The organism is Streptomyces sp. NPDC048718 (assembly GCF_043198875.1).
Taxonomy (GTDB): domain Bacteria; phylum Actinomycetota; class Actinomycetes; order Streptomycetales; family Streptomycetaceae; genus Streptomyces.
In genome coordinates, this window is sequence record NZ_JBICVG010000001.1 from 274,962 (window position 1) to 294,839 (window position 19,878).

Genomic DNA, 19,878 nt, shown 5'->3' on the forward strand with positions numbered 1-19,878 from the left:
GCCTCCCACCCACCGAAAGGCCGGAAGATCAGACCGGGGGAGGAGCGGGATGGTCCTCAGGCACGACGCCGTCCCGTGAAGAGAAGGGTCTACGGCCCTGGTGTGACGCCTGAACTCCTGATCCCGCCGACCGCCGCTCCCGCGACTCCCGCCGTTCCGGTCCGCCTGCGGCTCCCGCCGCTCCCGGTCCGCCCGTCGCCGCGGGCCGGGCTACTGACCCGCGGTGTGCCCGGCTCCGGCGTCCGCCTTCGCCTCGGCCTCGCGCGCGGCCTCGTACCGCTTGATCGCCGCGTCGCGCTTGCGTACGTACCAGATGCCGATCAGGCCGAGCCCCGCCCCGGCCAGGCAGGTCCACACCCACCAGGTCAGGTCGCGGTCGTCGAACCAGCCGTAGAAGGGGACCTGGGCGAGGAAGAGGACGAACCAAAGGATCGTGCCGCCCGTGATGGTGGCGACGACGGGCCCCTCCAGGGGCTCGGGTGCCTCGTGCTTCGGTGTCCACTTCGCCATGGGGCTCAGTCTAGGTGGCCAGGCCGTAAGGCTGGTTTTCATGTTTTCGCATGAGCCCACAGAGGCCTCTTGTGGGAAGCTCCAATAATGATCTTGCTCCGCGCACCGTCCGTGCGCACCCAGCCCGCATTCGGTGACGATGAACCCTTGCGGGAGTGGGGTCTACGCGCGGAGATAGACGTTCGCTCGCTCATGTGTTCATACTGAAAAACGTATGCCTATGGCCGGTTTCCTTCGTATGAACCGCCAAAAGGAACTTCTTCTCTCCTTTGACTCTCTCGAAGAGGAACCCCCATGAGTTCGACGGCCACCGCCGAGGCCCTCGCCCCGGAGCCGCAGGATCAGCGTCCGGTCTCCGGTTTCGACCGCTTTTTCAAGATCACCGAGCGCGGCTCCACGGTCGCGCGTGAGGTCCGCGGTGGCTTCGCCACCTTCTTCGCGATGGCCTACATCATCGTGCTGAACCCGATCATCCTTGGCAGCGCCAAGGACATGTACGGGCACCAGCTCGACAGCGGCCAGCTCGTCACCGCGACCGTCCTGACCGCCGCGCTCTCGACGCTCCTCATGGGTGTCATCGGCAACGTGCCGATCGCGCTCGCCGCCGGCCTCGGCGTCAACACGGTCGTCGCCCTCCAGCTCGCGCCGAAGATGGCCTGGGCGGACGCCATGGGCATGGTGGTCCTCGCCGGTATCGTCGTGATGATGCTGGTCGCGACGGGTCTGCGCGAGCGCGTCATGAACGCCGTCCCGGCCGGCCTGCGCAAGGCCATCGCCATCGGTATCGGTCTGTTCATCATGCTGATCGGCCTCGTCGACTCGGGCTTCGTCACCCGTATCCCCGACATCGCGCACACCACCGTGCCGCTCCAGCTGGGCGGCGACGGTCACCTCACCGGCTGGCCGGTCCTGATCTTCATCGTGGGCACCCTGCTCACCCTCGCCCTCATGGTCCGCAAGGTCCCGGGCGCGATCCTCATCTCCATCGTCGTCATGACGATCGTCGCGATGATCGTCAACGCCGTCGCCAAGGTCCCGTCCTGGGGTCTGACCACCCCGGAGTGGCCGGGCAACCCGATCGCCACCCCCGACTTCGGTCTCTTCGGCGAGTTCAGCCTGTTCGGCGGTTTCCACAAGGTCGGCGTGCTGACGGGTGTCCTGTTCGTCTTCACCGTCCTGCTGTCCTGCTTCTTCGACGCCATGGGCACGATCCTCGGCGTCGGCGACGAGGCCAAGCTGATGGACAAGGACGGCAACTTCCCCGGCATCAACAAGGTCCTGCTGATCGACGGCCTGGCCGTCGCCTCCGGTGGCGCCACCTCCTCCTCCGCCACCACCTGCTTCGTGGAGTCCACGGCCGGTGTCGGCGAGGGTGCCCGTACGGGCTTCGCCTCCGTGGTGACCGGCGCCCTCTTCTCGGTCGCGCTGTTCCTCACGCCGCTGGCCACGATGGTGCCCTCGCAGGCGGCCACCCCCGCGCTGCTCGCGGTCGGCTTCCTGATCCTGGCCGGGTCGATCAAGGAGATCGACTGGAGCGACTACACCATCGCGATGCCGGCCTTCCTGGCGATGCTGATGATGCCGTTCACGTACTCGATCACGAACGGCATCGGCATCGGCTTCGTCTCCTTCAGCCTGCTGCGGCTCGCGGCCGGCCGAGGCCGTGAGGTCCCGGCGGCGATGTACGCCGTCTCGGCGGTCTTCGTCTTCTACTACGCGATGCCGGCGCTCGGCCTGACCTGATCGCCGGGGGCGTCAAAGGCCCCGTAGAACTTCTCCGTCTCCTCGACCGCGGTCTGGAACCGCTCGTCGAAATCCTCGCGAATGAGCGTCCGGACGACATAGTCCTGGACGCTCATTCCGCGTTTGGCGGCATGGGCGCGGAGCCGCTCGGACAGCTCCCCCTCGATACGCAGGCTGAGCACGGTCGAATCCATGCCCGTCAGGTTTGCGTTAAGGAACGGCCGTGCGCGTCACTTTCCGGGCCGCTCTCACCCGTTCGAGTGATAGATGTGAGCCGCATCTTCCCAATTGGTCTTTAGGTAGAGTAATGAGTTACGCTAAGGACATGCCCGATCTGTCCCACGGCTCCGACGACGACGTCGCGGCCGTGAACGCGCTCCGTAACGCCGTCATGCGGCTGAGCCGACGCCTGAAGCATCAGCGCGTCGACGAGTCGCTGAGCCCCACCGAGATGTCGGTGCTCGGCACTCTGTCGCTGTGCGGTTCCGCGACCCCCGGCGAGCTGGCCCGCAAGGAGCACGTCCAGCCGCCGTCGATGACGCGGATCGTCGCGCTGCTCGAAGCCAAGGGACTGGTCAGGCTCGAACCGCACCCCGACGACCGCCGCCAGAAGGTCGTCAGCCAGACCGAGCAGGCCGAGGCCATGCTGGAGGAGTCCCGTACGAAGCGGAACGCCTGGCTGGCCGCCCTCGCCGAGGGCCTGGACGAGGAGGAGTGGGCGAAGCTGCGCGCCGCCGCCCCCGTCCTCGAGAAGCTGGCGCACCTGTAACCGCACGCGAGGCGCCGAGGAGGCGAAGCACTTTGAGTACGGGATCCGGAGGAGACTCCGCCCCCGTCCGAAAACCCGACACCGACACCGAGTCCGTTACCGAGCCGGGTAGCGGCATAGGCACAGGCGCCGAAGGCGCCGCCGGCGACACCACGAACGACGCCGGCCCCACGAGCACGAGCAGCAGTAACGGCGCCGGCGTCAACGCCGGCGTCAACGTTGGCACCAGCACCAGCACCAGCACCAGCACCAGCACCAGCGCCGACGACAGCGTCGGCGTCAGCGTCAGCACCAGCGCCGGCATCGGCGAGGCGGCCGAAGTCGCCGCCGCGGCCCCCGCCGCCGTACCCGCTCCCCTCCCTGCCTCCGCCCCTGGGGCGGACCGTCCGGGCACCGGCCCGGAGAAGGCCCAGGGCGAGCAGCGGAGCAAGAGCCGCAGCCGCAGCCAGGGCAAAGGAACCTTCTCCTCGCTCGCGATCCGCAACTACCGGCTGTTCTTCGCCGGAGCGATCGTCTCCAACACCGGCACCTGGATGGCCCGCATCACCCAGGACTGGCTGGTCCTGAGCATCACCGGCTCCGCCACGGCCGTCGGCATCACGACGGCCCTCCAGTTCCTGCCGATGCTGCTGTTCGGCCTGTACGGCGGCGTCCTCGCCGACCGCTACCCCAAGCGCGCCATCCTCCTCGTCAGCCAGGCCGCGCTCGGCGTGCTCGGCACGATCCTGGCCGTCCTGACCCTGACCGGCAACGTCCAGGTCTGGCACGTCTACCTGATCGCCTTCCTGCTCGGCATGGTCACCGTCATCGACAACCCGACCCGGCAGGCCTTCGTCTCCGAGATGGTCGGCCCGGACCAGCTGCGCAACGCGGTCTCGCTGAACTCGGCCAACTTCCAGTCCGCCCGGCTGGTCGGCCCCGCCGTCGCCGGTGTGCTGATCGCCACCGTCGGCAGCGGCTGGGCGTTCCTGCTCAACGGCCTGTCCTTCCTCGCCCCGCTCGTCGGCCTGTTGATGATGCGGACGAACGAACTCCACAAGGTGGAGCGCGCCCCGCGCGGCAAGGGCCAGTTGCGCGAGGGGCTGCGGTACGTGGCCGGGCGGCCCGATCTGATCTGGCCGATCGTCCTCGTCGGCTTCATCGGCACCTTCGGGTTCAACTTCCCGATCTGGCTGACCGCCTTCTCGGAGGAGATCTTCCACGTCGGCGCCGGTACGTACGGCCTGCTCAACACCCTGATGGCGGCCGGCTCCCTCGCGGGCGCCCTGCTCGCGGCGCGCCGCGGCTCGACGCGGCTGCGGATGCTGGTGATCGCGGCGGGCGTGTTCGGCGTGCTGGAGATCGTGGCGGCCCTGTCGCCGGCGTTCTGGCTGTTCGCGCTGTTGCTCGTACCGATCGGCATGATCGGTCTGACGGTCAACATCAGCGCCAACTCGGCCGTCCAGATGGCCACCGACCCGATCATGCGCGGGCGTGTGATGAGCCTCTACATGATGGTCTTCGCGGGCGGCACCCCGATCGGCGCGCCACTGCTGGGCTGGGTCACGGACAGCTTCGGTCCGCGGATCGGCTTCGCGACCGGCGGTCTGGTCTCGCTGCTCTCGGCGGTCGTGATCGGGGCGGTCCTGGCCCGCACGGGCGGGCTGAAGCTCTCGGTGGGCTGGCACCACGGCCACCCGAGGGTCCGCTTCGTCCCGACCGGACACCGTGGCCGGGAGCTGGTCGCGGCGGTCTGACGCCCGGTCGCGACCGCGCGGCTCGGGCGGACGTACGGAGACCTGTGCGGACGTACGGAGAGGGGGCGGGACCCGGCAAGGGTTCCGCCCCCTTCCTTGTATCGCCAGGGCTAATCGGTGGCTTGAGCGCTCGTGGGGGCGGCGGCGGTCGCGCGGGATCGGTATTCCTGGATGGCGACCTGCTTGTGGTCGAGTTCCGCGTCCCAGATCCGGTTGGTGAGGGTCCCGGGAAGGGCGAGCGGACGCCCACGGTGCCTGGTGATCCGCAGATCCGTCCAGGTTCCGCTCCGGGTCGTCCGCAGCCGCTCCTCGACCCCGGCGATCTCGCTCCAGGGAACGCGGCGCCTGCTGACGAGGGTGCGGAGCTCCATCCCGGCCGCGGTCAGGAGTGTCCGGCCGTAGATCCGGTTGACCATGTCGAAGATCACGACCAGATAGAGGATCCCGAAGACGCCGACCCACGGGCCCGATCCGATCTCGGCCAGGCCCATGGCCACCGTCGCACCGACGAGCACCGTCACCACGACACCGGTCCGCCACCAGTACCGCCGCCGGTCGGCCGGGCTGAAAACGATCCACACATCAGGCATGGCCGCGATGCTACGGGCGGGTTCGGCGCGGTGACCGACCCGGGTCGGGGCCTCGGGGCGCGGCCTGGCCCGGAGGTCTTGCCACTGTCAGCGGACGCGCATCTCCAGGATCTGGCCCGGCCAGTCGCCGACGGCGAAGGTCTCCGTACGGGTGAAGCCCTGGCGCTCGTAGTACGCGACCAGCCGGCCCTCGCTGCCCGCGAAGCAGTCCACGCGCAGGAGTGAGACGCCGAGGCGGCGGGTTTCGTCGGCCGCGTGGGCGAGCAAGGCGGCGCCCACGCCGCGCCCGTGGAAGCGGGAGCCGGTGGCGAGGAAGCGCACATACCGTTCCGGCTCGTCGGCCGGGGCCACGTACGACCCCGGGTGCGGGGTGAGGGTCAGGGTGCCCGCCGGGACGCCGTCGATCTCGGCGATCCACGGGGAGCCCTCGGTCACCACCTGCTCGACCAGCGCGGCCGTCTTCGGGCGCGAGGAGAAGGGCTCGGTGCCCCACTGCGCCGTGATGCCCTTGTCGCCCAGCCAGTCGACCGCGCTGTCGAGGAGCGAGAGGACGGCGGCGACATCGTCCGGCCCGCCCTGTCTGATCGTGATCCCGGTGTCCATCGGAGAGAGGTTAGGGGCGGGAAGCCGGTCAGGCCAGGCCTTCGGAGTGATCCACGGCGGGCCCCGGGGGACTGCCACACTCTCCCCATGAGGCTATTCGCCGCCGTGATCCCGCCGCCTGAGCAGCTGGCCGAGCTGGGCCGTGAGATCGATCTGCTCGGGCATATGCCAGGATCCGGCCGACTGCGCTGGACCTCGCGACCCGGCTGGCACTTCACCCTCGCGTTCATGGGCGAGGTCGACGACGAGCTGCTTCCGGACCTGCGGGCCCGGCTCGGCCGGGCGGCCGGCCGTACGGCACCGTTCCCGCTCCGGCTGCACGGCGGCGGCCATTTCGGGAAGGCGGTGCTGTGGACCGGGGCTGCGGGCGGCCTGGACGAGCTGCGCCTGCTCGCCGAGCGCGCCGACGCGGCTGCTCGCCGGGCCGGGGTGCCGATGGACCGGCACCGCCGCTATCAGGCCCACCTCACGGTGGCCCGGTGTCGTACGGAGGATCTGGACCTGCGGCCCTACGTCGCCGCGCTCGACGCCTTCGAGGGCAGCCGCTGGCGGGTCGGGGAGTTGGCGCTGGTGCGCAGCCGGCTTCCCGGCGGCGGTACGCCGGGGGAGCAGCCGCGCTACGAGACGGTCGACGCGTGGCCACTGGGCGGGTCGGGTTAACCTCGAAGCGTGGACCCGAAAACCCGAAACCGGATCATGGCCGGTGTGCTCGTCCTGATGTTCGCGATCATTGCGGTGACCTCCGTGGTGGGATGACGCCTGAAGCGGAGCGGTGCCCCTTCCGGGCGTATGTCCCGGGCGGCGTGTCGGGGCGCTGTGACGCGCCGCCCGGCGTACCGTTGTCGCCTTTGATTACACAGAGTCATCCTTTTGGGGTGTTGCTGGCTTCACGGTCACTGCGCGTGGGCATGAGAACGATGTGTCCGACCAGAAGCAGTGCGTCAAGCGGCCGATCCTGACCGACGCCCGCCCCTTTTTCCTTCGTTTTTCCCTCCGTTCTCTTTCGCTCTTTCGCGCCGGAGCCTCCGGCGCGTCTCGTCATGCGCCCGCCCGCCCGCCGGATACGGCCTTAGGGGCCGGTGGCGGTGCCGGTTCCGGTACCTTTCGCGCCTGCCCAGCCGATCGGTACGGGCGCATGCGCGGTCACGGGGGCGGGGAGTCCCCGAACCGTGCGACGAAGCGTTTCGCCGTCGCGGGGCGTGGTGGACGTGAGCGGTGCCGGAGAGGCACGCGGCCCCCGGCCCGCCGATCCCGGGCATCGCCCGGCCTCACGTTGTCGCCACGCGATCCCGCCCGTGGGCCCGGCCCCGTGCTGTCACCGCGCGCCCCCGCCCCTCCGCCGGGCCTGGGGCTCGGGCCCGATCCGGTCCTTCCGCCGACCCCTCCGCCGGTGCGTCGCCGGGCGGCGCGAGCCGGAGCGATCGGAGCGCCCCTGCGCCGTTCAGGGGTACCTGACCACGGCCTTCCTTGACTGATCCGCGCCGTCCCCTTTCCTTCCTCCCTCCCCCCTCGTTGGTCTTTTGGTTTCTCTTCTCCCTTCAGAAGGAGCACGTCCGCCATGTCCACCACCGCCGACGCGACCCCACCCGCCCCGCCGCCCGCACCCTCACCTGTGCCTTCCGCCACCCCTGCCACCCCCACCGACCCCGTCGAGTGGCCGCCCGCCGGGCACGGGGAGGCCCTGGCCGCCGAGTGCGCGCGACTGCGGGCGGAATGCCCGGTCGCCCGCGTCCGTACGCCCACGGGTGACGAGGCGTGGCTCGTCACCGGCTACGCGCTGGCCAAGCAGGTCCTGGAGGACGAGCGCTTCAGCCTGCGCGACGCGGCGAAGCCGGGGGTGCCGCGCCCGTACGCGCTGACGATCCCGCCCGAGATCGTCAACGCCATGGGCACGATGAACAACGCGGGGCTGCACGAGGAGGTGCTGCGCGCCTTCGGCCCCCGGTCGGGTCCGGTCTCGGCGCGGTGGCTGCGCGAGCGGGCGCACGGCCTGGTGGACGCGATGGTCGAGGAGGGCGCGCCGGTCGATCTGCGCGCGCGGTTCGCGGAGCCGTACTCCGCCGCTCTGATCTGCGAGATCCTCGGGCTGCCCTACGAGGAGGGGCTGCGGCTGATGTCCGGCCTCGATCTCGGTTTCCTCACCAGCCCCGTCGTGCCCGAGGGATCCGCGGCCAACTGGGGCAAGGACTTCGCCTTCGTCCTGAGGCACGTGCGCGCGCCGCGCGAGGAGCAGCGGGGGCTGATCCGGACCCTGTGCGAGCTGCGCGACGAGACGGAGCGGGCGCGGGCCGGCGCGGGTCTGTCCGACGAACTGCTGGCGGCGACCGTCACCACGCTCTTCATGGCGGGCGTGATGAGCACGTACGTCTTCCTGCTGCATGCCACGCTCACCCTGATCCGGCACCCGCGGGCCGTGGAGCACCTGCGGGAGCAGCCGGAGAAGGTGCCGCTGGCGGTGGAGGAGCTGATGCGGGTCACGCTCCCGATCGGGGAGGGGCTGCCCCGGATCGCGCGGACGGACGTGCGGGTCGGCGATGTGCTGGTCAGGGAAGGGGAGTTGGTGCTGGTGTGCGTGGAGGGGGCGAACTTCGACCCGGCGCAGTTCACCGACCCCGAGCGCTTCGACCTCGACCGCGCGCCCAACCCGCACCTGTCCTTCGGCGCGGGCCGGCACTTCTGCCCCGCGTCGGCGCTCTCCCGGGTCCACGCCTCGGAGGCTCTCGGGGTGCTCATCGAACGTCTTCCGGGGCTCCGGCTCGCCCTGCCCGCCGGGCAGGCGGAGCTCACGAAGGGCGGCGGCAAGCGGGTGCCGGAACGCGTCCCGGTCCTGTGGTGACCGCCTGCCGTGCCTTGGACCGCCGGCGGCGGCGCGTCCCCGTCCCGGGCGCGGTCCCGTGGCCGGAACAGAGCGCCCGACCGCCCGGGGCCGCGCCGAGGAACCCGGCGTGGCACGGCCAAGTGCCCTTGCTTCGAGCCCACTCGAAGGCGTTGGCTGGTGGCCATGGAGTACACGCAGCTCGGACGTACGGGACTCAAGGTCAGCCGGCTCGTCCTCGGGACGATGAACTTCGGTCCGCACACCGACGAACAGACCAGCCACGCGATCATGGACGCCGCGCTCGAAGCGGGCGTCAACTTCTTCGACACGGCCAATGTCTACGGCTGGGGCGACAACAAGGGTCGCACCGAGGAAATCGTCGGCTCCTGGCTCGCCAAGGACCCGGCCCACCGCGACAAGGTGGTCCTGGCCACCAAGGTGTACGCGAACATGGCGCCCGACGGCGCGCCGGACTGGCCGAACCACGACAAGCTCTCCGCCGTGAACATCCGCCGCGCCGTCGACGCCAGCCTCAAGCGGCTCGGCACGGACCACATCGACATCTACCAGTTCCACCACGTCGACCGCGCGACGCCCTTCGACGAGATCTGGCAGGCGATGGACGTCCTGATCCAGCAGGGCAAGATCCTCTACGCCGGTTCGTCCAACTTCCCCGGCTACAAGATCGCGCAGGCCAACGAGGCCGCCACGCGGCGCGGAATGGTCGGCCTGGTCAGTGAGCAGTGCCTCTACAACCTGTACGAGCGGCGCGCCGAGATGGAGGTGATCCCGGCGGCGGAGGAGTACGGCCTCGGCGTCATCGCGTGGTCCCCGCTGCACGGTGGCGCGCTCGGCGGTGTCATCCGCAAGCAGAACGAGGGCGTCCGCCGCGCGAGCGGCCGTACCGCCGAACTGCTGGCCGACCCGGCCCAGAAGGCCCGGATCCAGGCGTACGAGGACCTGCTGGACAAGCACGGCATGGACCCGGGCGAGACCGCGCTCGCCTGGCTGCTCACCCGCCCGGGCGTGACGGGCCCGATCGTCGGCCCCCGCACGCCGGAGCAGCTCCAGGGTGCCCTGCGCGCCGTGGAGACGAAGCTGAGCCACGAACTCCTCGCCGCCCTCGACGAGATCCTCCCCGGCCCGGGCCCCTCCCCGGAGGCCTTCGCCTGGTGACGGCGACCTCGTAGCGGTGCGCGCGCCGGAGGCCGGGGCTACCGTCTCCGGCCCGCCGACAGGCTCGCGCGCCGAGGAGTAGGCGGTTGGTGCGTTCCCTCGCGACGGTCAGTCGCGGGGGAACGCGTCGGTCTTGAGGACGAGGCCGAGCGGTGTCTTGGTCAGGTCGAGATCCGTCCCGAAGGGCACGCGGACCACCTCGGTGTACTCGCCCTCCTCGGGCTTGGTGTAGGCGATACACCGGCCGGTGTAGGGGTCGGCGATGACGTAGACGGCCACGCCGGCGGTGGTGTAGGCGGCTTTCTTCGGCCCGTAGTCGTTCAGGCTGGTGCCCCGGGAGATCACCTCGGCGACGAACTCGACATCGGCCCAGTCCCAGCGGCCTTTGTCGTTCTTTTCCGCGTCGTCCCGGAGTTTGGCGACGTCCGGGCAGAACGCGTTGCGGTGGCCCGGGAAGTCGATCCGTACGTCCGACTTCACCTTGACGTGCATCCCGAATCGCACCTGCAGCGCGTGGACGATCCAGCGGACGATCTCCCAGTGCGTGTCCCGCTGCGGAACCGCGTAGACGACCCCTCCGACGACTTCGGCCTTGTGTCCCTCGGGGGCGGTCTCCAGCCACTCGAACAGCTCGTCCAAGGGCAGTTCGCGATCGCTCATGGCCCACTCGATCCTGTCGTTCTCTACGACGGTCACCGTGGCGCTCCTCCCCGCTGCCGCGCGTTCGCATGCAGCCGTCGTCGGAAACGACACGCACGGCGCCATGGTCACGCCGATGGCGGGGGCTCGCCATCAAGTGCCGGGGGGCCCTGATTCGCCGCCGGGCGCGGGGGCCGATCAGGCGCCGCCGAGCCAGCTGGTGGCGTCCAGGCGATAGGCGGTCTCGGCGGGGACGACGGTGCGGAGGGCCGATTCGAGGTCGCGGACGCGGTCGGGGCCGAGCCGGGCGGCCCACTCGGCGCGCAGGGAGTCGAAGACGGCGGCCGAGCGGGCCAGGGCGTCGGTGCCGTGCGGGGTGAGGAAGACGAGTTTGCGGCGGGCGTCGGCGGGGTCGTCGGCGCGCTCGGCGTAGCCGAGGGCGAGCAGCCGGTCGACGGTCTTGCCCGCCGCCTGCTTGGAGACGCCGAGCCGCCGTCCGATGTCGCTCGCGGTCGCGCCGTACGGGCTCGCGCCGATGGCCTGGAGGGCGAAGCCGTGGGCGGGGCGCAGGTCGGGGTGGCCTTGGCGGGCGAGTTCCGTGTGGACGCGGTCGATGAGGGTGCGGAAGCCGGCGAAGAGGAGGAGCGGCAGCTCGTATCCGGGGGTGTCCGAGCCGTTGGGGGCCTCGGGCGGGTTCCCTTCGGCTCCCGTGGCCGGGGGAACCCCCTTGCCCGTATCGACAACCTGGTTTACGTTTCCCTCACCGACATGGTCAACCATGTTGTCGAGTCTATCGAAGTGTGCCCCAGGGGGATTTCCATGCCGCTCACCGCCCAGCCGCACGACCTGCCCGCCCGTACCGCCGCCGCCGTCGTACTCCTCAAGGAGGCGTCCCCGCAGACCCTCGACGCCTTCCTCCAGCTCAGCGCGCTCTTCGAGGCCACGACGCTCGACCCGTACGCCCGCGAGACCGTCATCCTCACCGTCGCCACCCGCAACCAGTGCCATCTGTGCGTCGACATGCACGAGGCCAAACTGGCCGCGCTCGACCCGGCCGCCGCCCCGTCCGCCGAACGCCTCGACGCCGTGCGCCGCTTCACCCTTCAGGTCCTCGCCGCGTCCGGCGCGGTGAGCGACGCCGACTTCGATACGTTCCTCGCCCACGGTTACACCCGGCAGAACGCCCTCGAAGTCGTGCTCGGCATCGGCACCTACACGCTCTCCGCCTTCGCCAACCGCCTCGTCGGGGCGGCCTGATGGCCGCCGGCCCCACCGGTTCCGTCGATCACGGACCAGGGCGGGGAGCCGGGGCACGGCAGGGCGGTCAGACCTCCTCGCGGAAGTCGAGCATGTAGAAGACCTTGTCGTAACGGACATCGCCGACCGCGACGAAGCGGGGCAGCCGGCCGTACTCGGTGAAGCCCAGCGAACGGTAGAGGGTCAGGGCCCGTTCGTTGTCGGCGCGCGCGTCCAGGGTGAGGACCTCGATCCCCGCCTCGCGCGCGTCGGCGACCACGGCGGTCGTCAGGGCCCGGCCGAGCCCGCGGCCGTGGACGGCGGGGGCGAGCGCGATCTTCTCGATGTCGGCGTGCGGCCGGTTGGTCGGCCGGCCGTAGCGGACCCAGTACCCGAGGCCCACGAGCCGCCGGCCGAGGTAGACGGCGCGCAGCGCGGCATCGCCGACCCGTGCCGCGGCGAGCACCCGGCCGAGGAGTTCCGTCACCTCGTCCAGGGAAGGCGGATCGACCCAGCCGAGCGGGGCGCCCCCGTCGACCAGCTCCGCCAGAACCTGGTGCGCGGCGTCCGGGAAACCGGCCGTGAGATCCGGATCGGCGGCCAGTTCCTCCGCGCCGAGGAGGACGGGCTCACCGGCGGGATGCCGGTCTGTCATATGCCCCGTGAACGCGTGGCTGCTCATGATCGGAGCCTAGCCAGCGGCGGCGGCCCCGACGAGCCCCAGTTCCGGCCCCTGCCCCGGCTCCGGCTCCGGTCTCTGTTCCGGTTCCTGCCGGAGGTCGGGGTGGTACGGGCCGCCGATGCCCCAGGACCGGTACAGCGCGTCCGCGAAGGCCGCCGCCAGTTTGTGCTCGCCGCTGGGGCCCGGGTGCGTGCCGTCGTAGGTGTCCGTGTGGATGTCGTACGACTCCGGGATCGTCGCGAGCAGCAGCGGCGAGGCCGCCGTATCGAGGACGGCGACCGCCTTCGCGAGCAGTTCGTTGAACCGCGCGCACTCGGCGGCGAAGGGGGCCTCGGCCTCGGCGCGGATGTTCGGGATGACGGGCAGCAGCACCATCCGGACGCGCGGGTTCGCGGCGCGGGCGGCGGTCACGAAGGCGTGGACGTTCTCGATCGTCTGGTCGCTGTTGGTGTACCAGCCGAGGTCGATCAGTCCCAGCGAGATCAACAGGATGTCCGCGCGGGTCTCGGCGACCACGGGGCCGGCGAGCGGCGCCATGTGCAGCCAGCCCTCGCCCCAGCCGGCCAGATGACGGCGGGCGGCGGCGGGGAAGCCCGGGTCGGCATATGCGTGCGAGGTCGCGGCGTCGTCGCCGGGTTCGTAGAGCGTGGTGCGCGGGCCGACGATCTCGTACGCACCAGGGGAGCCGGGATGGTGGGGAGAGCGGGGCGAGACGAGAGGCATATGCCGGGCCGGTGTCGGCACGAGTGGCATATGCCCGACCGGAGCAGGGAGGCCCCCAGCCTGAGCATCCCCGGCGGGAGTGGCTTCGAACCCCAGGTGCTCCAGGCGCTCCAGGGACTCCACACGCTCCAGGTGCTCCGTACGCTCCGGGCACCCCAGGCGCTCCAGGTGCTGCCACATCCGGTACCGCCAGGTGAAGTCGCCGGCGCGTCCGATGGTCATGCTGTCGCCGACGAACAGAAAACGCATGGGGCACATCATCACCGACCCCGTCCTCGCGGTAACGGGCGGGTCGGGCGGCGGCCCATGGCACGCTGGAGGGCATGCGATCTGCCGCGCCGCGCCGCGCCCTCGGGGCCACCGCTCTCGCCGTCCTCGCCGCCTGCGCCGTCGCGGCCCCCGCGCACGCGGCGGTGGCGGCGACGGCGCAGGCGGTCACGGACGAACGCCCCGACCGGGACTTCACCATCGAGGACCCCCGGATCACCGAGTCCAGCGGTCTCGCCGCCAGCCGTCTCCACCCCGGTATCTACTGGACGCACAACGACCAGGACGCGCCCCTGATCTACGGCGTCGACTCCCGTACGGGCAAGACGGTCGCGACCCTGACCATGAAGGGCGTCGGTACCCCGCGCGACATGGAGGCCATCTCCATCGGCCCGGACGGCGACATCTACGTCGGCGACATCGGCGACAACCTCGACGGCACCTGGGACCACGTGTGGATCTACCGCTTCCCCGAGCCCAAGACGCTGCGCGACCAGACCGTCCAGGCCACCCAGTACGTCGTGAAGTACGCCGACGGGGCCCGCAACGCCGAGGCCCTGATGGTCCATCCGAAGACCGGCCGGATCTACATCGCGAGCAAGAACCAGAAGGGCGGCGGCCTGTACGAGGGCCCGGCGCACCTCACCACCTCCGGGACGAACGTCTTCCGACGTATCGGGGAAGTCCCCTGGGTGACCGACGGCGCCTTCTCACCGGACGGCGGGCGGCTCGTCCTGCGCGGCTACTTCGCCGCCAAGGAGTACACGTGGAAGGACGGCCGCATCGCCGGTGACGGCACGGCGGTGGTGGCGCCGTTCCAGGGGCAGGCGGAGTCCGTGACGTACACGACGGACGGTTCGGCCTTCATGTTCGGCTCGGAGGGGCAGAAGAGCCGCGTGGTGCGGGTCGACCGTACGGACGGCGGACCCGGGCAGGGCGACGGAGGCGGGAGCGGTGGCGGCGGCTCGTCCGCCAAGGACCCGAAGACCCCCGGTGCGGGGTCAGCCGCCCCGAACTCCGCTGAGGAGCAAGGGAACTTCGGGGTCGGAGTGATCGTCCTCGGCGTCGCCTTCGCGGCCTGGTTCGGCCTCAAGCGGCTGTTCCGCCGGGACTGATCCGCCCGCCCGGAACACGAAGAGGCCCGGCGCTGGAGCCATGTGCTCGCTCCATCGCCGGGCCTTTCGCGTACAGCCCTGGGGGTTACAGCTTCTCGATGACGTAGTCGACGCAGGCCGTCAGGGCCCGCACGTCCGCCGGGTCGATCGCCGGGAACATCGCGATCCGCAGCTGGTTGCGGCCCAGCTTGCGGTACGGCTCGGTGTCGACGATGCCGTTGGCGCGCAGCACCTTGGCGACGGCGGCCGCGTCGATGTCGTCCGCGAAGTCGATCGTGCCGATGACCTGCGAGCGCAGCGCCGGGTCGGTGACGAACGGCGTCGCGTACTTCGACTCCTCCGCCCAGCCGTACAGCGCCTGCGAGGACTCCTTGGTCCGGGCGACCGCCCAGTCCAGGCCGCCCTGCCCGTTCAGCCACTTCACCTGCTCGTTGAGCAGGAAGAGGGTGGCGAGCGCCGGGGTGTTGTACGTCTGGTTCTTCAGCGAGTTGTCGATCGCGGTCGGCAGCGAGAAGAACTCCGGAATGTGCCGGCCGGACGCGTGGATCCGCCGGGCCCGCTCCAGGGCGGCCGGCGAGAACGCCGCCAGCCACAGCCCGCCGTCGGCGGCGAAGGACTTCTGCGGCGCGAAGTAGTAGACGTCGGTCTCGGTGATGTCGACGGGCAGACCGCCCGCGCCCGAGGTGGCGTCGACCAGGACCAGCGCGTCCTCGTCGGCACCCGCGACCCGCTTCAGCGGGGCGGCGACACCGGTGGAGGTCTCGTTGTGGGTGAAGGCGTAGACGTCGGTGCCCGCCTCGGCCACCGGCTGCGGGCACTGGCCCGGGTCGGCGGAGATCACGGTCGGCTCGGCCAGCCACGGGGCCAGCTTCGACGCCTTCGCGAACTTGGACGAGAACTCGCCGAAGGTGAGGTGCTGCGACTTGTTCTCGATCAGGCCGTGGGTCGCGATGTCCCAGAAGGCGGTGGAGCCGCCGTTGCCCAGGATCACCTCGTAGCCCTCGGGCAGCGAGAAGAGGTCGCGGAGTCCGGCACGCACCTCGCCGACCAGGTCCTTGACCCGGGGCTGGCGGTGGGAGGTGCCGAGATAGGAGGTGCCGGTGGCGGCCAGGGCGTCCAGCGCCTCCGTCCGCACCTTGGAGGGGCCCGCGCCGAAACGGCCATCGGCGGGCTTCATGTCAGCGGGAATCTGGATATCGGCCACGAGGCGGAGCGTATCGGGTCCAGGGGGGCGGGGACGCGGCACGTCCGCCCGATGAGATGAGGAGTGGGACATCCTGGGATCGTGGGATCACACCAAGCGGGCGAGGAATCAGGCCGGAATTCGGGCAAGAATTCGGACAGCGAGGCGGTGAGGGGGAGCGGCGCGGGGGCGCGGAGAAGCGCGGGGGGCGCGGGGGCCGTGGTGCGCCGGGAGGCGGCCGAGGGCCGGGAAGTGGCGGAGGCGCTGCGTGCCGCCGTAGCCGGGGACGTCGACTTCTCCGCCACCGCCCGCGCTCTGACCACGATGGACGCCTCGAACTACCGGCGCGTCCCGCTCGGCGTCGTCGCCCCGCGCGACGCCGACGACGTCGCCGCGGCCCTCGCCGTCTGCCGGACATACGGGGTGCCGGTCGTCGCCCGAGGCGGCGGTACGTCGATCGCGGGGCAGGCGACCGGAACCGGCGTTGTCCTCGACTTCACCCGCCATCTGCGGGAGCTGGTGTCGATCGACCCGGGGGCGCGTACGGCGCTCGTCCAGCCCGGTCTCGTCCTCGGCCGGCTGCGGGAGGCGGCTCGCCCGTACGGTCTGACCTTCGGCCCCGACCCCTCCACCCACAGCCGCTGCACCCTCGGCGGCATGATCGGCAACAACGCGTGCGGGGCGCACTCGGTGGCCTGGGGGACGACCGCCGACAACGTCCGGGCGCTGGACGTCGTGACCTACGACGGACGCCGTGCGCGCCTCGGGCAGGACTGGCAGGGCGCGCCCGCGGGGCTGCGTGAACTCGTCACGGCCCACCTCGCGTCGCTGCGGACCGGCTACCCGGAGGGGCTGCCGCGCCGGATCTCCGGGTACGCGCTCGACGCGCTGCTGCCGGAGCGCGGCGCGGACGTGGCCCGTTCGTTCTGCGGGAGCGAGGGCACGCTGGGGGTGGTGACCGAGGCGGAGGTGCGGCTGGTGCCGCTGCCGGCCGATCCCGTCCTGGTGGTGCTCGGGTACGCGGACGAGAGCGCCGCCGCCGACGCGGCGGCGGGCCTGCTGCCGCACCGGCCGCTGACGGTGGAGGGCATGGCCGCCGATCTGGTGCCGGATGAGGTGGCGGCCGGCCTGCCGCGCGGTGGAGCCTGGCTGTTCGTCGAGATGGACGGCGCGGGCCCGGCGGCCGAACTGGTGCGGGCGGCCGACGCGTTGGACGCCACGGTCGTACGGGACGCGGCGGGGCAACGGGCGCTGTGGCGGATCCGCGAGGACGCGGCGGGTACGGCGACCCGGATGCCGGACGGGACGGACGCCTGGCCGGGCTGGGAGGACTGTGCGGTGCCACCGGCCCGGCTGGGGTCTTATCTCCGCGCGTTCCGGGGCCTGTTGAAGGAGTACGGGCTGCGCGGGACGCCGTACGGGCACTTCGGCGACGGCTGCGTCCACGTACGGATCGACTTCGACCTGTGGACGGGGGCGGGCGTGGCCCGCTTCCGGGAGTTCTCGGAAGCGGTCGCGGACCTGGTGGTGGCCCACGGTGGCTCGCTGTCCGGTGAGCACGGGGACGGGAAGGCGCGGGCGGAACTGCTGCCGCGGATGTACGGGGACCAACTCGTCGGTCTGTTCGGTGCGGTGAAGGATCTGTGGGACCCGGACGGCGGACTGAACCCGGGGATGCTGGTACGACCGGAACCGCTGGACTCGGGGCTGCGATTCACGGGGCTGCGGCGCACGGACACGCCGCGTACGAGACTGAAGGTGGTGGAGGGCGAGCTAGGGCGTGAGGCCGCCCGTTGCGTCGGGGTGGCGAAGTGCCGCGTGGACGGCCCGAGTTCGGGGCCGGGCGTGATGTGTCCTTCGTACCGTGCGACGGGAGAGGAGCGGCACTCCACACGCGGTCGGGCCCGGTTGCTGCACGAGATGGCGCTCGGTGAGGTCATCACGGACGGTGTGCGGTCGGAGGAGGTCCGGGAGGCGCTGGACCTGTGCCTGTCGTGCAAGGGCTGCCGTAGCGACTGCCCGGTGGGTGTCGACATGGCCGCGTACAAGTCCCGTTTTCTGGAGGGGTATTACGCGGGCCGGCGGGCGCTGAGGCGGCCACGCTCGCACTGGACGATGGGCGGGCTTCCCCATCTGCTCGACGTGTTCGGGCGGGGGCTGAACGGGGCGATGAGGCTGCCGTTCGCGGCCCGCCTCGCCGGGGTCACGCCGGAGCGGGCGATGCCGAGGGTGGCGGAGCGCACGTTCACCTCGCTTTTCACCGAACGGGCCTCGGGCCGCCCGCCCGTGCTCACCCTGTGGCCGGACACCTTCACCGACCACCTCGCGCCCCAGGTGGGGATGGCCGCGCTGACGGTCCTGGAGGCGGCGGGCCTCGGGGTCGCGCTGCCGCCGGGGCGGGTGTGCTGCGGGCTCACGTACGTGTCCACGGGCCGTCTCGACGCGGCGCGCAGGGTGATGACCCGCACCCTCGACGTCATGGCGGGCACCCCGAGCGCTCTCGACGGTCGCCCGGTCCTGGTCCTGGAACCCTCCTGCGCGGCGACCCTCCGTACCGACTTGCCCGAACTGCTCCCGGACGACCCGCGTGCGGCCCGCCTCGCGGCCTCCGTCCGCACCTTCGCCGAGGCGTTGGAACAACTCGCACCGGACTGGGCTCCTCCTCGGCTCCGGCATGCCGCCACCGTGACCGGCCAGACCCACTGCCACCAGCACGCGGTCCTGGGGGACGCGGCGGAACGCCGACTGCGGCAGAAGATCGGGATGGAGGGCGAACTGGCCGGTGGATGCTGCGGCCTGGCGGGCAACTTCGGCTTCGAACCGGGCCACGAGGACGTCTCCCGCGCCTGCGCCGAGGATCAGCTCCTGCCCGCGCTGCGGGCCGCGCCGGAGGACGCCGTCGTCCTCGCGGACGGCTTCTCCTGCCGCACGCAGATCGGCCACCTGTCACCGGACCGGCGGCCCCGGCATCTGGCGGAGGTGGTGGCGGAGGCGCTGGACGGGTGAGGTTGAGGTGGGGTGGGGTGCGGCGATGTCGCGGTCTGTCACTGATTGGGGTGGCCGTTTCGGCTTTCGTGGCCACGCGGAAGCCGCCCCGGTCGCACGCTGACCGGTGATGGCACGACGACTCTGAGTCACTGCACGAGTACGCCGAATAGGGCGGTACGTATGTCGGGAAACCCGGAGGGGCGGCCGGCACGGCCGTCCGAAGTCGACGGTACGGCGCATCTGTTCAGGGCGCTGGGCAAAATCATCAAGAAGCTGCGCTCGAACGCGGGCATGAGCCAGGCGCAGCTCGCGGACGTGCCGGGCGGACCCCGTGCTCAAGGCGGACGGGGTCCTGATCGCGGCGGTGGAGGACGTGCGGGAGGCACTGGTGTCCCGTCGCAACGAACCGAGTCGAGTGCGGATTCGTCTCATCGAACCCAGTCGCCGCAGGCCGGAGGGCTGGAATCTCCGGTCCGGCCAGCGGGCGTGCGTCTCAACGAACTTAGTCGCGCCTGGTCAGCAGCTCGGGGTCGACTGGGTTCGTTGAGAACGGACAACTGGCGCGGGCGCGGGTGCGCCACCCGGACTGGTTCCAGGACTTCGCGGCGGAGGAGGCGAGGGCGCTGGCGCTGCACTATTACGAGGTGCAGGCGGTGCCGGGGCTGTTGCAGACGCCGGCGTATGCACGCTCCTCTTCGAGAACATCGCCCCATGCTGGACGAGGAGAGTGGCGCAGCGGCGGACGGTAGAGCTCCAGATCATGCCATTGCTGGGAGAGGTATGAATTCTGCCGAACTGTCCTGGTTTAAGAGCAGTTACAGCAGCAGGAGGGTGGCAACTGCATCGAGGTCGCTTACGACTGGCGCAAGTCCAGCTACAGCGATGCCGAAGGCGGCAACTGCGTCGAGGTGGCCGTCCACCCCACCACCATCCACGTCCGCGACTCCAAGAACCTCACCGGCCCTCAGCTCGCCGTCACTCCGGAAGCCTGGTCCGCCTTCGTGAACGAGGCCACTACGGGCTGAGGCCCAAGGCGGCTTCTGGCGGTGGCCCGCCCTCTTTCCGAGTGTGGCCCCCTTCGCCGGCCCCTCAAGGGCGCT

At 71.1% G+C, this 19,878-nt stretch carries 19 protein-coding genes and 1 pseudogene; 11 read left to right on the plus strand and 9 right to left on the minus strand.

What is annotated here, in order from left to right:
• Positions 1 to 210 precede the first annotated feature (210 nt).
• Positions 211 to 510, minus strand: coding sequence for a DUF2530 domain-containing protein (locus ACGFRB_RS01315; protein WP_393237432.1), 300 nt, complete (start codon positions 508 to 510; stop codon positions 211 to 213).
• 294 nt (positions 511 to 804) lie between these two features.
• Here ACGFRB_RS01315 and ACGFRB_RS01320 point away from each other — a divergent pair, with 294 nt between their 5' ends.
• Positions 805 to 2,253, plus strand: a complete 1,449-nt coding sequence (locus ACGFRB_RS01320) for an NCS2 family permease (RefSeq protein ID WP_393237435.1) — start codon at positions 805 to 807, stop codon at positions 2,251 to 2,253.
• Here ACGFRB_RS01320 and ACGFRB_RS01325 read toward each other — a convergent pair.
• Positions 2,223 to 2,447, minus strand: coding sequence for a toxin-antitoxin system HicB family antitoxin (locus ACGFRB_RS01325; RefSeq protein WP_363002268.1), 225 nt, complete (start codon positions 2,445 to 2,447; stop codon positions 2,223 to 2,225). The genes ACGFRB_RS01320 and ACGFRB_RS01325 overlap by 31 nt on opposite strands.
• 131 nt (positions 2,448 to 2,578) lie before the next feature.
• On the opposite strand from ACGFRB_RS01325, the gene ACGFRB_RS01330 reads away from it, so the two are divergent.
• Both ACGFRB_RS01330 and ACGFRB_RS01335 read left to right on the plus strand, forming a co-directional pair.
• Entirely contained in the window at positions 2,579 to 3,022 is a 444-nt protein-coding gene (locus ACGFRB_RS01330; RefSeq protein ID WP_363002270.1) for a MarR family transcriptional regulator, read from the plus strand.
• 302 nt (positions 3,023 to 3,324) lie between these two features.
• The gene (locus tag ACGFRB_RS01335) at positions 3,325 to 4,758 is read left to right on the plus strand and encodes an MFS transporter (RefSeq protein ID WP_393238197.1); all 1,434 of its coding nucleotides are present in this window, start codon (positions 3,325 to 3,327) and stop codon (positions 4,756 to 4,758) included.
• 110 nt (positions 4,759 to 4,868) lie between these two features.
• Here ACGFRB_RS01335 and ACGFRB_RS01340 read toward each other — a convergent pair whose 3' ends face one another.
• Together ACGFRB_RS01340 and ACGFRB_RS01345 are read right to left on the minus strand one after the other, a co-directional pair.
• Positions 4,869 to 5,348, minus strand: a complete 480-nt coding sequence (locus tag ACGFRB_RS01340; RefSeq protein ID WP_393237439.1) for a PH domain-containing protein — start codon at positions 5,346 to 5,348, stop codon at positions 4,869 to 4,871.
• An 87-nt stretch (positions 5,349 to 5,435) separates the two neighbouring features.
• Positions 5,436 to 5,951, minus strand: coding sequence for a GNAT family N-acetyltransferase (locus ACGFRB_RS01345; RefSeq protein WP_393237442.1), 516 nt, complete (start codon positions 5,949 to 5,951; stop codon positions 5,436 to 5,438).
• 87 nt (positions 5,952 to 6,038) lie between these two features.
• Here ACGFRB_RS01345 and thpR point away from each other — a divergent pair, with 87 nt between their 5' ends.
• The 3 genes from thpR (at position 6,039) to ACGFRB_RS01360 (ending at position 9,945) form a co-directional block, all read left to right on the plus strand.
• On the plus strand, positions 6,039 to 6,611 hold the full coding sequence (gene thpR / locus ACGFRB_RS01350; RefSeq protein WP_363002276.1) for an RNA 2',3'-cyclic phosphodiesterase: 573 nt from the start codon (positions 6,039 to 6,041) through the stop codon (positions 6,609 to 6,611).
• A gap of 898 nt (positions 6,612 to 7,509) precedes the next feature.
• Entirely contained in the window at positions 7,510 to 8,787 is a 1,278-nt protein-coding gene (locus ACGFRB_RS01355) for a cytochrome P450 (protein ID WP_393237445.1), read from the plus strand.
• 165 nt (positions 8,788 to 8,952) lie between these two features.
• Positions 8,953 to 9,945, plus strand: coding sequence for an aldo/keto reductase (locus ACGFRB_RS01360; RefSeq protein WP_363002280.1), 993 nt, complete (start codon positions 8,953 to 8,955; stop codon positions 9,943 to 9,945).
• Positions 9,946 to 10,053: 108 nt separating this feature from the next.
• On the opposite strand, the gene ACGFRB_RS01365 is transcribed toward ACGFRB_RS01360, so the two are convergent.
• Together ACGFRB_RS01365 and ACGFRB_RS01370 are read right to left on the minus strand one after the other, a co-directional pair.
• The gene (locus ACGFRB_RS01365; RefSeq protein WP_393237449.1) at positions 10,054 to 10,641 is read right to left on the minus strand and encodes a Uma2 family endonuclease; all 588 of its coding nucleotides are present in this window, start codon (positions 10,639 to 10,641) and stop codon (positions 10,054 to 10,056) included.
• A gap of 141 nt (positions 10,642 to 10,782) precedes the next feature.
• Entirely contained in the window at positions 10,783 to 11,364 is a 582-nt protein-coding gene (locus tag ACGFRB_RS01370) for a MarR family winged helix-turn-helix transcriptional regulator (protein ID WP_393237452.1), read from the minus strand.
• A 39-nt stretch (positions 11,365 to 11,403) separates the two neighbouring features.
• Here ACGFRB_RS01370 and ACGFRB_RS01375 point away from each other — a divergent pair, with 39 nt between their 5' ends.
• Positions 11,404 to 11,841, plus strand: coding sequence for a carboxymuconolactone decarboxylase family protein (locus ACGFRB_RS01375; RefSeq protein ID WP_393237455.1), 438 nt, complete (start codon positions 11,404 to 11,406; stop codon positions 11,839 to 11,841).
• 67 nt (positions 11,842 to 11,908) lie between these two features.
• On the opposite strand, the gene ACGFRB_RS01380 is transcribed toward ACGFRB_RS01375, so the two are convergent.
• Positions 11,909 to 12,502 carry a GNAT family N-acetyltransferase gene (locus ACGFRB_RS01380; protein WP_393237458.1) on the minus strand — a complete coding sequence of 198 codons (594 nt, stop codon included), beginning with the start codon at positions 12,500 to 12,502 and terminating at the stop codon, positions 11,909 to 11,911.
• A 9-nt stretch (positions 12,503 to 12,511) separates the two neighbouring features.
• Positions 12,512 to 13,474, minus strand: coding sequence for a GDSL-type esterase/lipase family protein (locus ACGFRB_RS01385; protein WP_393237461.1), 963 nt, complete (start codon positions 13,472 to 13,474; stop codon positions 12,512 to 12,514).
• A 74-nt stretch (positions 13,475 to 13,548) separates the two neighbouring features.
• Between ACGFRB_RS01385 and ACGFRB_RS01390 the strand changes: the two genes are divergently transcribed.
• Positions 13,549 to 14,607 (plus strand): WD40 repeat domain-containing protein, encoded by a 1,059-nt coding sequence (locus tag ACGFRB_RS01390; protein ID WP_393237464.1) that lies wholly within the window; start codon positions 13,549 to 13,551, stop codon positions 14,605 to 14,607.
• Positions 14,608 to 14,692: 85 nt separating this feature from the next.
• Here the strand turns inward: ACGFRB_RS01390 and serC are convergent, their stop codons facing one another.
• Complete coding sequence (gene serC, locus ACGFRB_RS01395) at positions 14,693 to 15,811, minus strand: phosphoserine transaminase (protein WP_393237467.1); 1,119 nt, start codon at positions 15,809 to 15,811, stop codon at positions 14,693 to 14,695.
• A 198-nt stretch (positions 15,812 to 16,009) separates the two neighbouring features.
• Between serC and ACGFRB_RS01400 the strand changes: the two genes are divergently transcribed.
• The 3 genes and pseudogenes from ACGFRB_RS01400 (at position 16,010) to ACGFRB_RS01410 (ending at position 19,803) form a co-directional block, all read left to right on the plus strand.
• The gene (locus ACGFRB_RS01400) at positions 16,010 to 18,796 is read left to right on the plus strand and encodes an FAD-binding and (Fe-S)-binding domain-containing protein (RefSeq protein WP_393237470.1); all 2,787 of its coding nucleotides are present in this window, start codon (positions 16,010 to 16,012) and stop codon (positions 18,794 to 18,796) included.
• Positions 18,797 to 19,422: 626 nt separating this feature from the next.
• On the plus strand, positions 19,423 to 19,527 hold the full coding sequence (locus tag ACGFRB_RS01405; protein WP_393238199.1) for a hypothetical protein: 105 nt from the start codon (positions 19,423 to 19,425) through the stop codon (positions 19,525 to 19,527).
• A gap of 31 nt (positions 19,528 to 19,558) precedes the next feature.
• Positions 19,559 to 19,803, plus strand: a pseudogene (locus ACGFRB_RS01410) (DUF397 domain-containing protein).
• The last annotated feature ends 75 nt before the right edge of the window (positions 19,804 to 19,878 follow it).

Excerpts from the sequence above, each read along its gene's own strand:
- ACGFRB_RS01315 (WP_393237432.1), bottom strand. The coding sequence starts at position 510 with ATGGCGAAGTGGACACCGAAGCACGAGGCACCCGAGCCCCTGGAGGGG.
- ACGFRB_RS01320 (WP_393237435.1), top strand. The coding sequence starts at position 805 with ATGAGTTCGACGGCCACCGCCGAGGCCCTCGCCCCGGAGCCGCAGGAT.
- ACGFRB_RS01325 (WP_363002268.1), bottom strand. The coding sequence starts at position 2,447 with ATGGATTCGACCGTGCTCAGCCTGCGTATCGAGGGGGAGCTGTCCGAG.
- ACGFRB_RS01330 (WP_363002270.1), top strand. The coding sequence starts at position 2,579 with ATGCCCGATCTGTCCCACGGCTCCGACGACGACGTCGCGGCCGTGAAC.
- ACGFRB_RS01340 (WP_393237439.1), bottom strand. The coding sequence starts at position 5,348 with ATGCCTGATGTGTGGATCGTTTTCAGCCCGGCCGACCGGCGGCGGTAC.
- ACGFRB_RS01345 (WP_393237442.1), bottom strand. The coding sequence starts at position 5,951 with ATGGACACCGGGATCACGATCAGACAGGGCGGGCCGGACGATGTCGCC.
- thpR (WP_363002276.1), top strand. The coding sequence starts at position 6,039 with ATGAGGCTATTCGCCGCCGTGATCCCGCCGCCTGAGCAGCTGGCCGAG.
- ACGFRB_RS01355 (WP_393237445.1), top strand. The coding sequence starts at position 7,510 with ATGTCCACCACCGCCGACGCGACCCCACCCGCCCCGCCGCCCGCACCC.
- ACGFRB_RS01360 (WP_363002280.1), top strand. The coding sequence starts at position 8,953 with ATGGAGTACACGCAGCTCGGACGTACGGGACTCAAGGTCAGCCGGCTC.
- ACGFRB_RS01370 (WP_393237452.1), bottom strand. The coding sequence starts at position 11,364 with ATGGTTGACCATGTCGGTGAGGGAAACGTAAACCAGGTTGTCGATACG.
- ACGFRB_RS01375 (WP_393237455.1), top strand. The coding sequence starts at position 11,404 with ATGCCGCTCACCGCCCAGCCGCACGACCTGCCCGCCCGTACCGCCGCC.
- ACGFRB_RS01380 (WP_393237458.1), bottom strand. The coding sequence starts at position 12,502 with ATGAGCAGCCACGCGTTCACGGGGCATATGACAGACCGGCATCCCGCC.
- ACGFRB_RS01385 (WP_393237461.1), bottom strand. The coding sequence starts at position 13,474 with ATGCGTTTTCTGTTCGTCGGCGACAGCATGACCATCGGACGCGCCGGC.
- ACGFRB_RS01390 (WP_393237464.1), top strand. The coding sequence starts at position 13,549 with ATGCGATCTGCCGCGCCGCGCCGCGCCCTCGGGGCCACCGCTCTCGCC.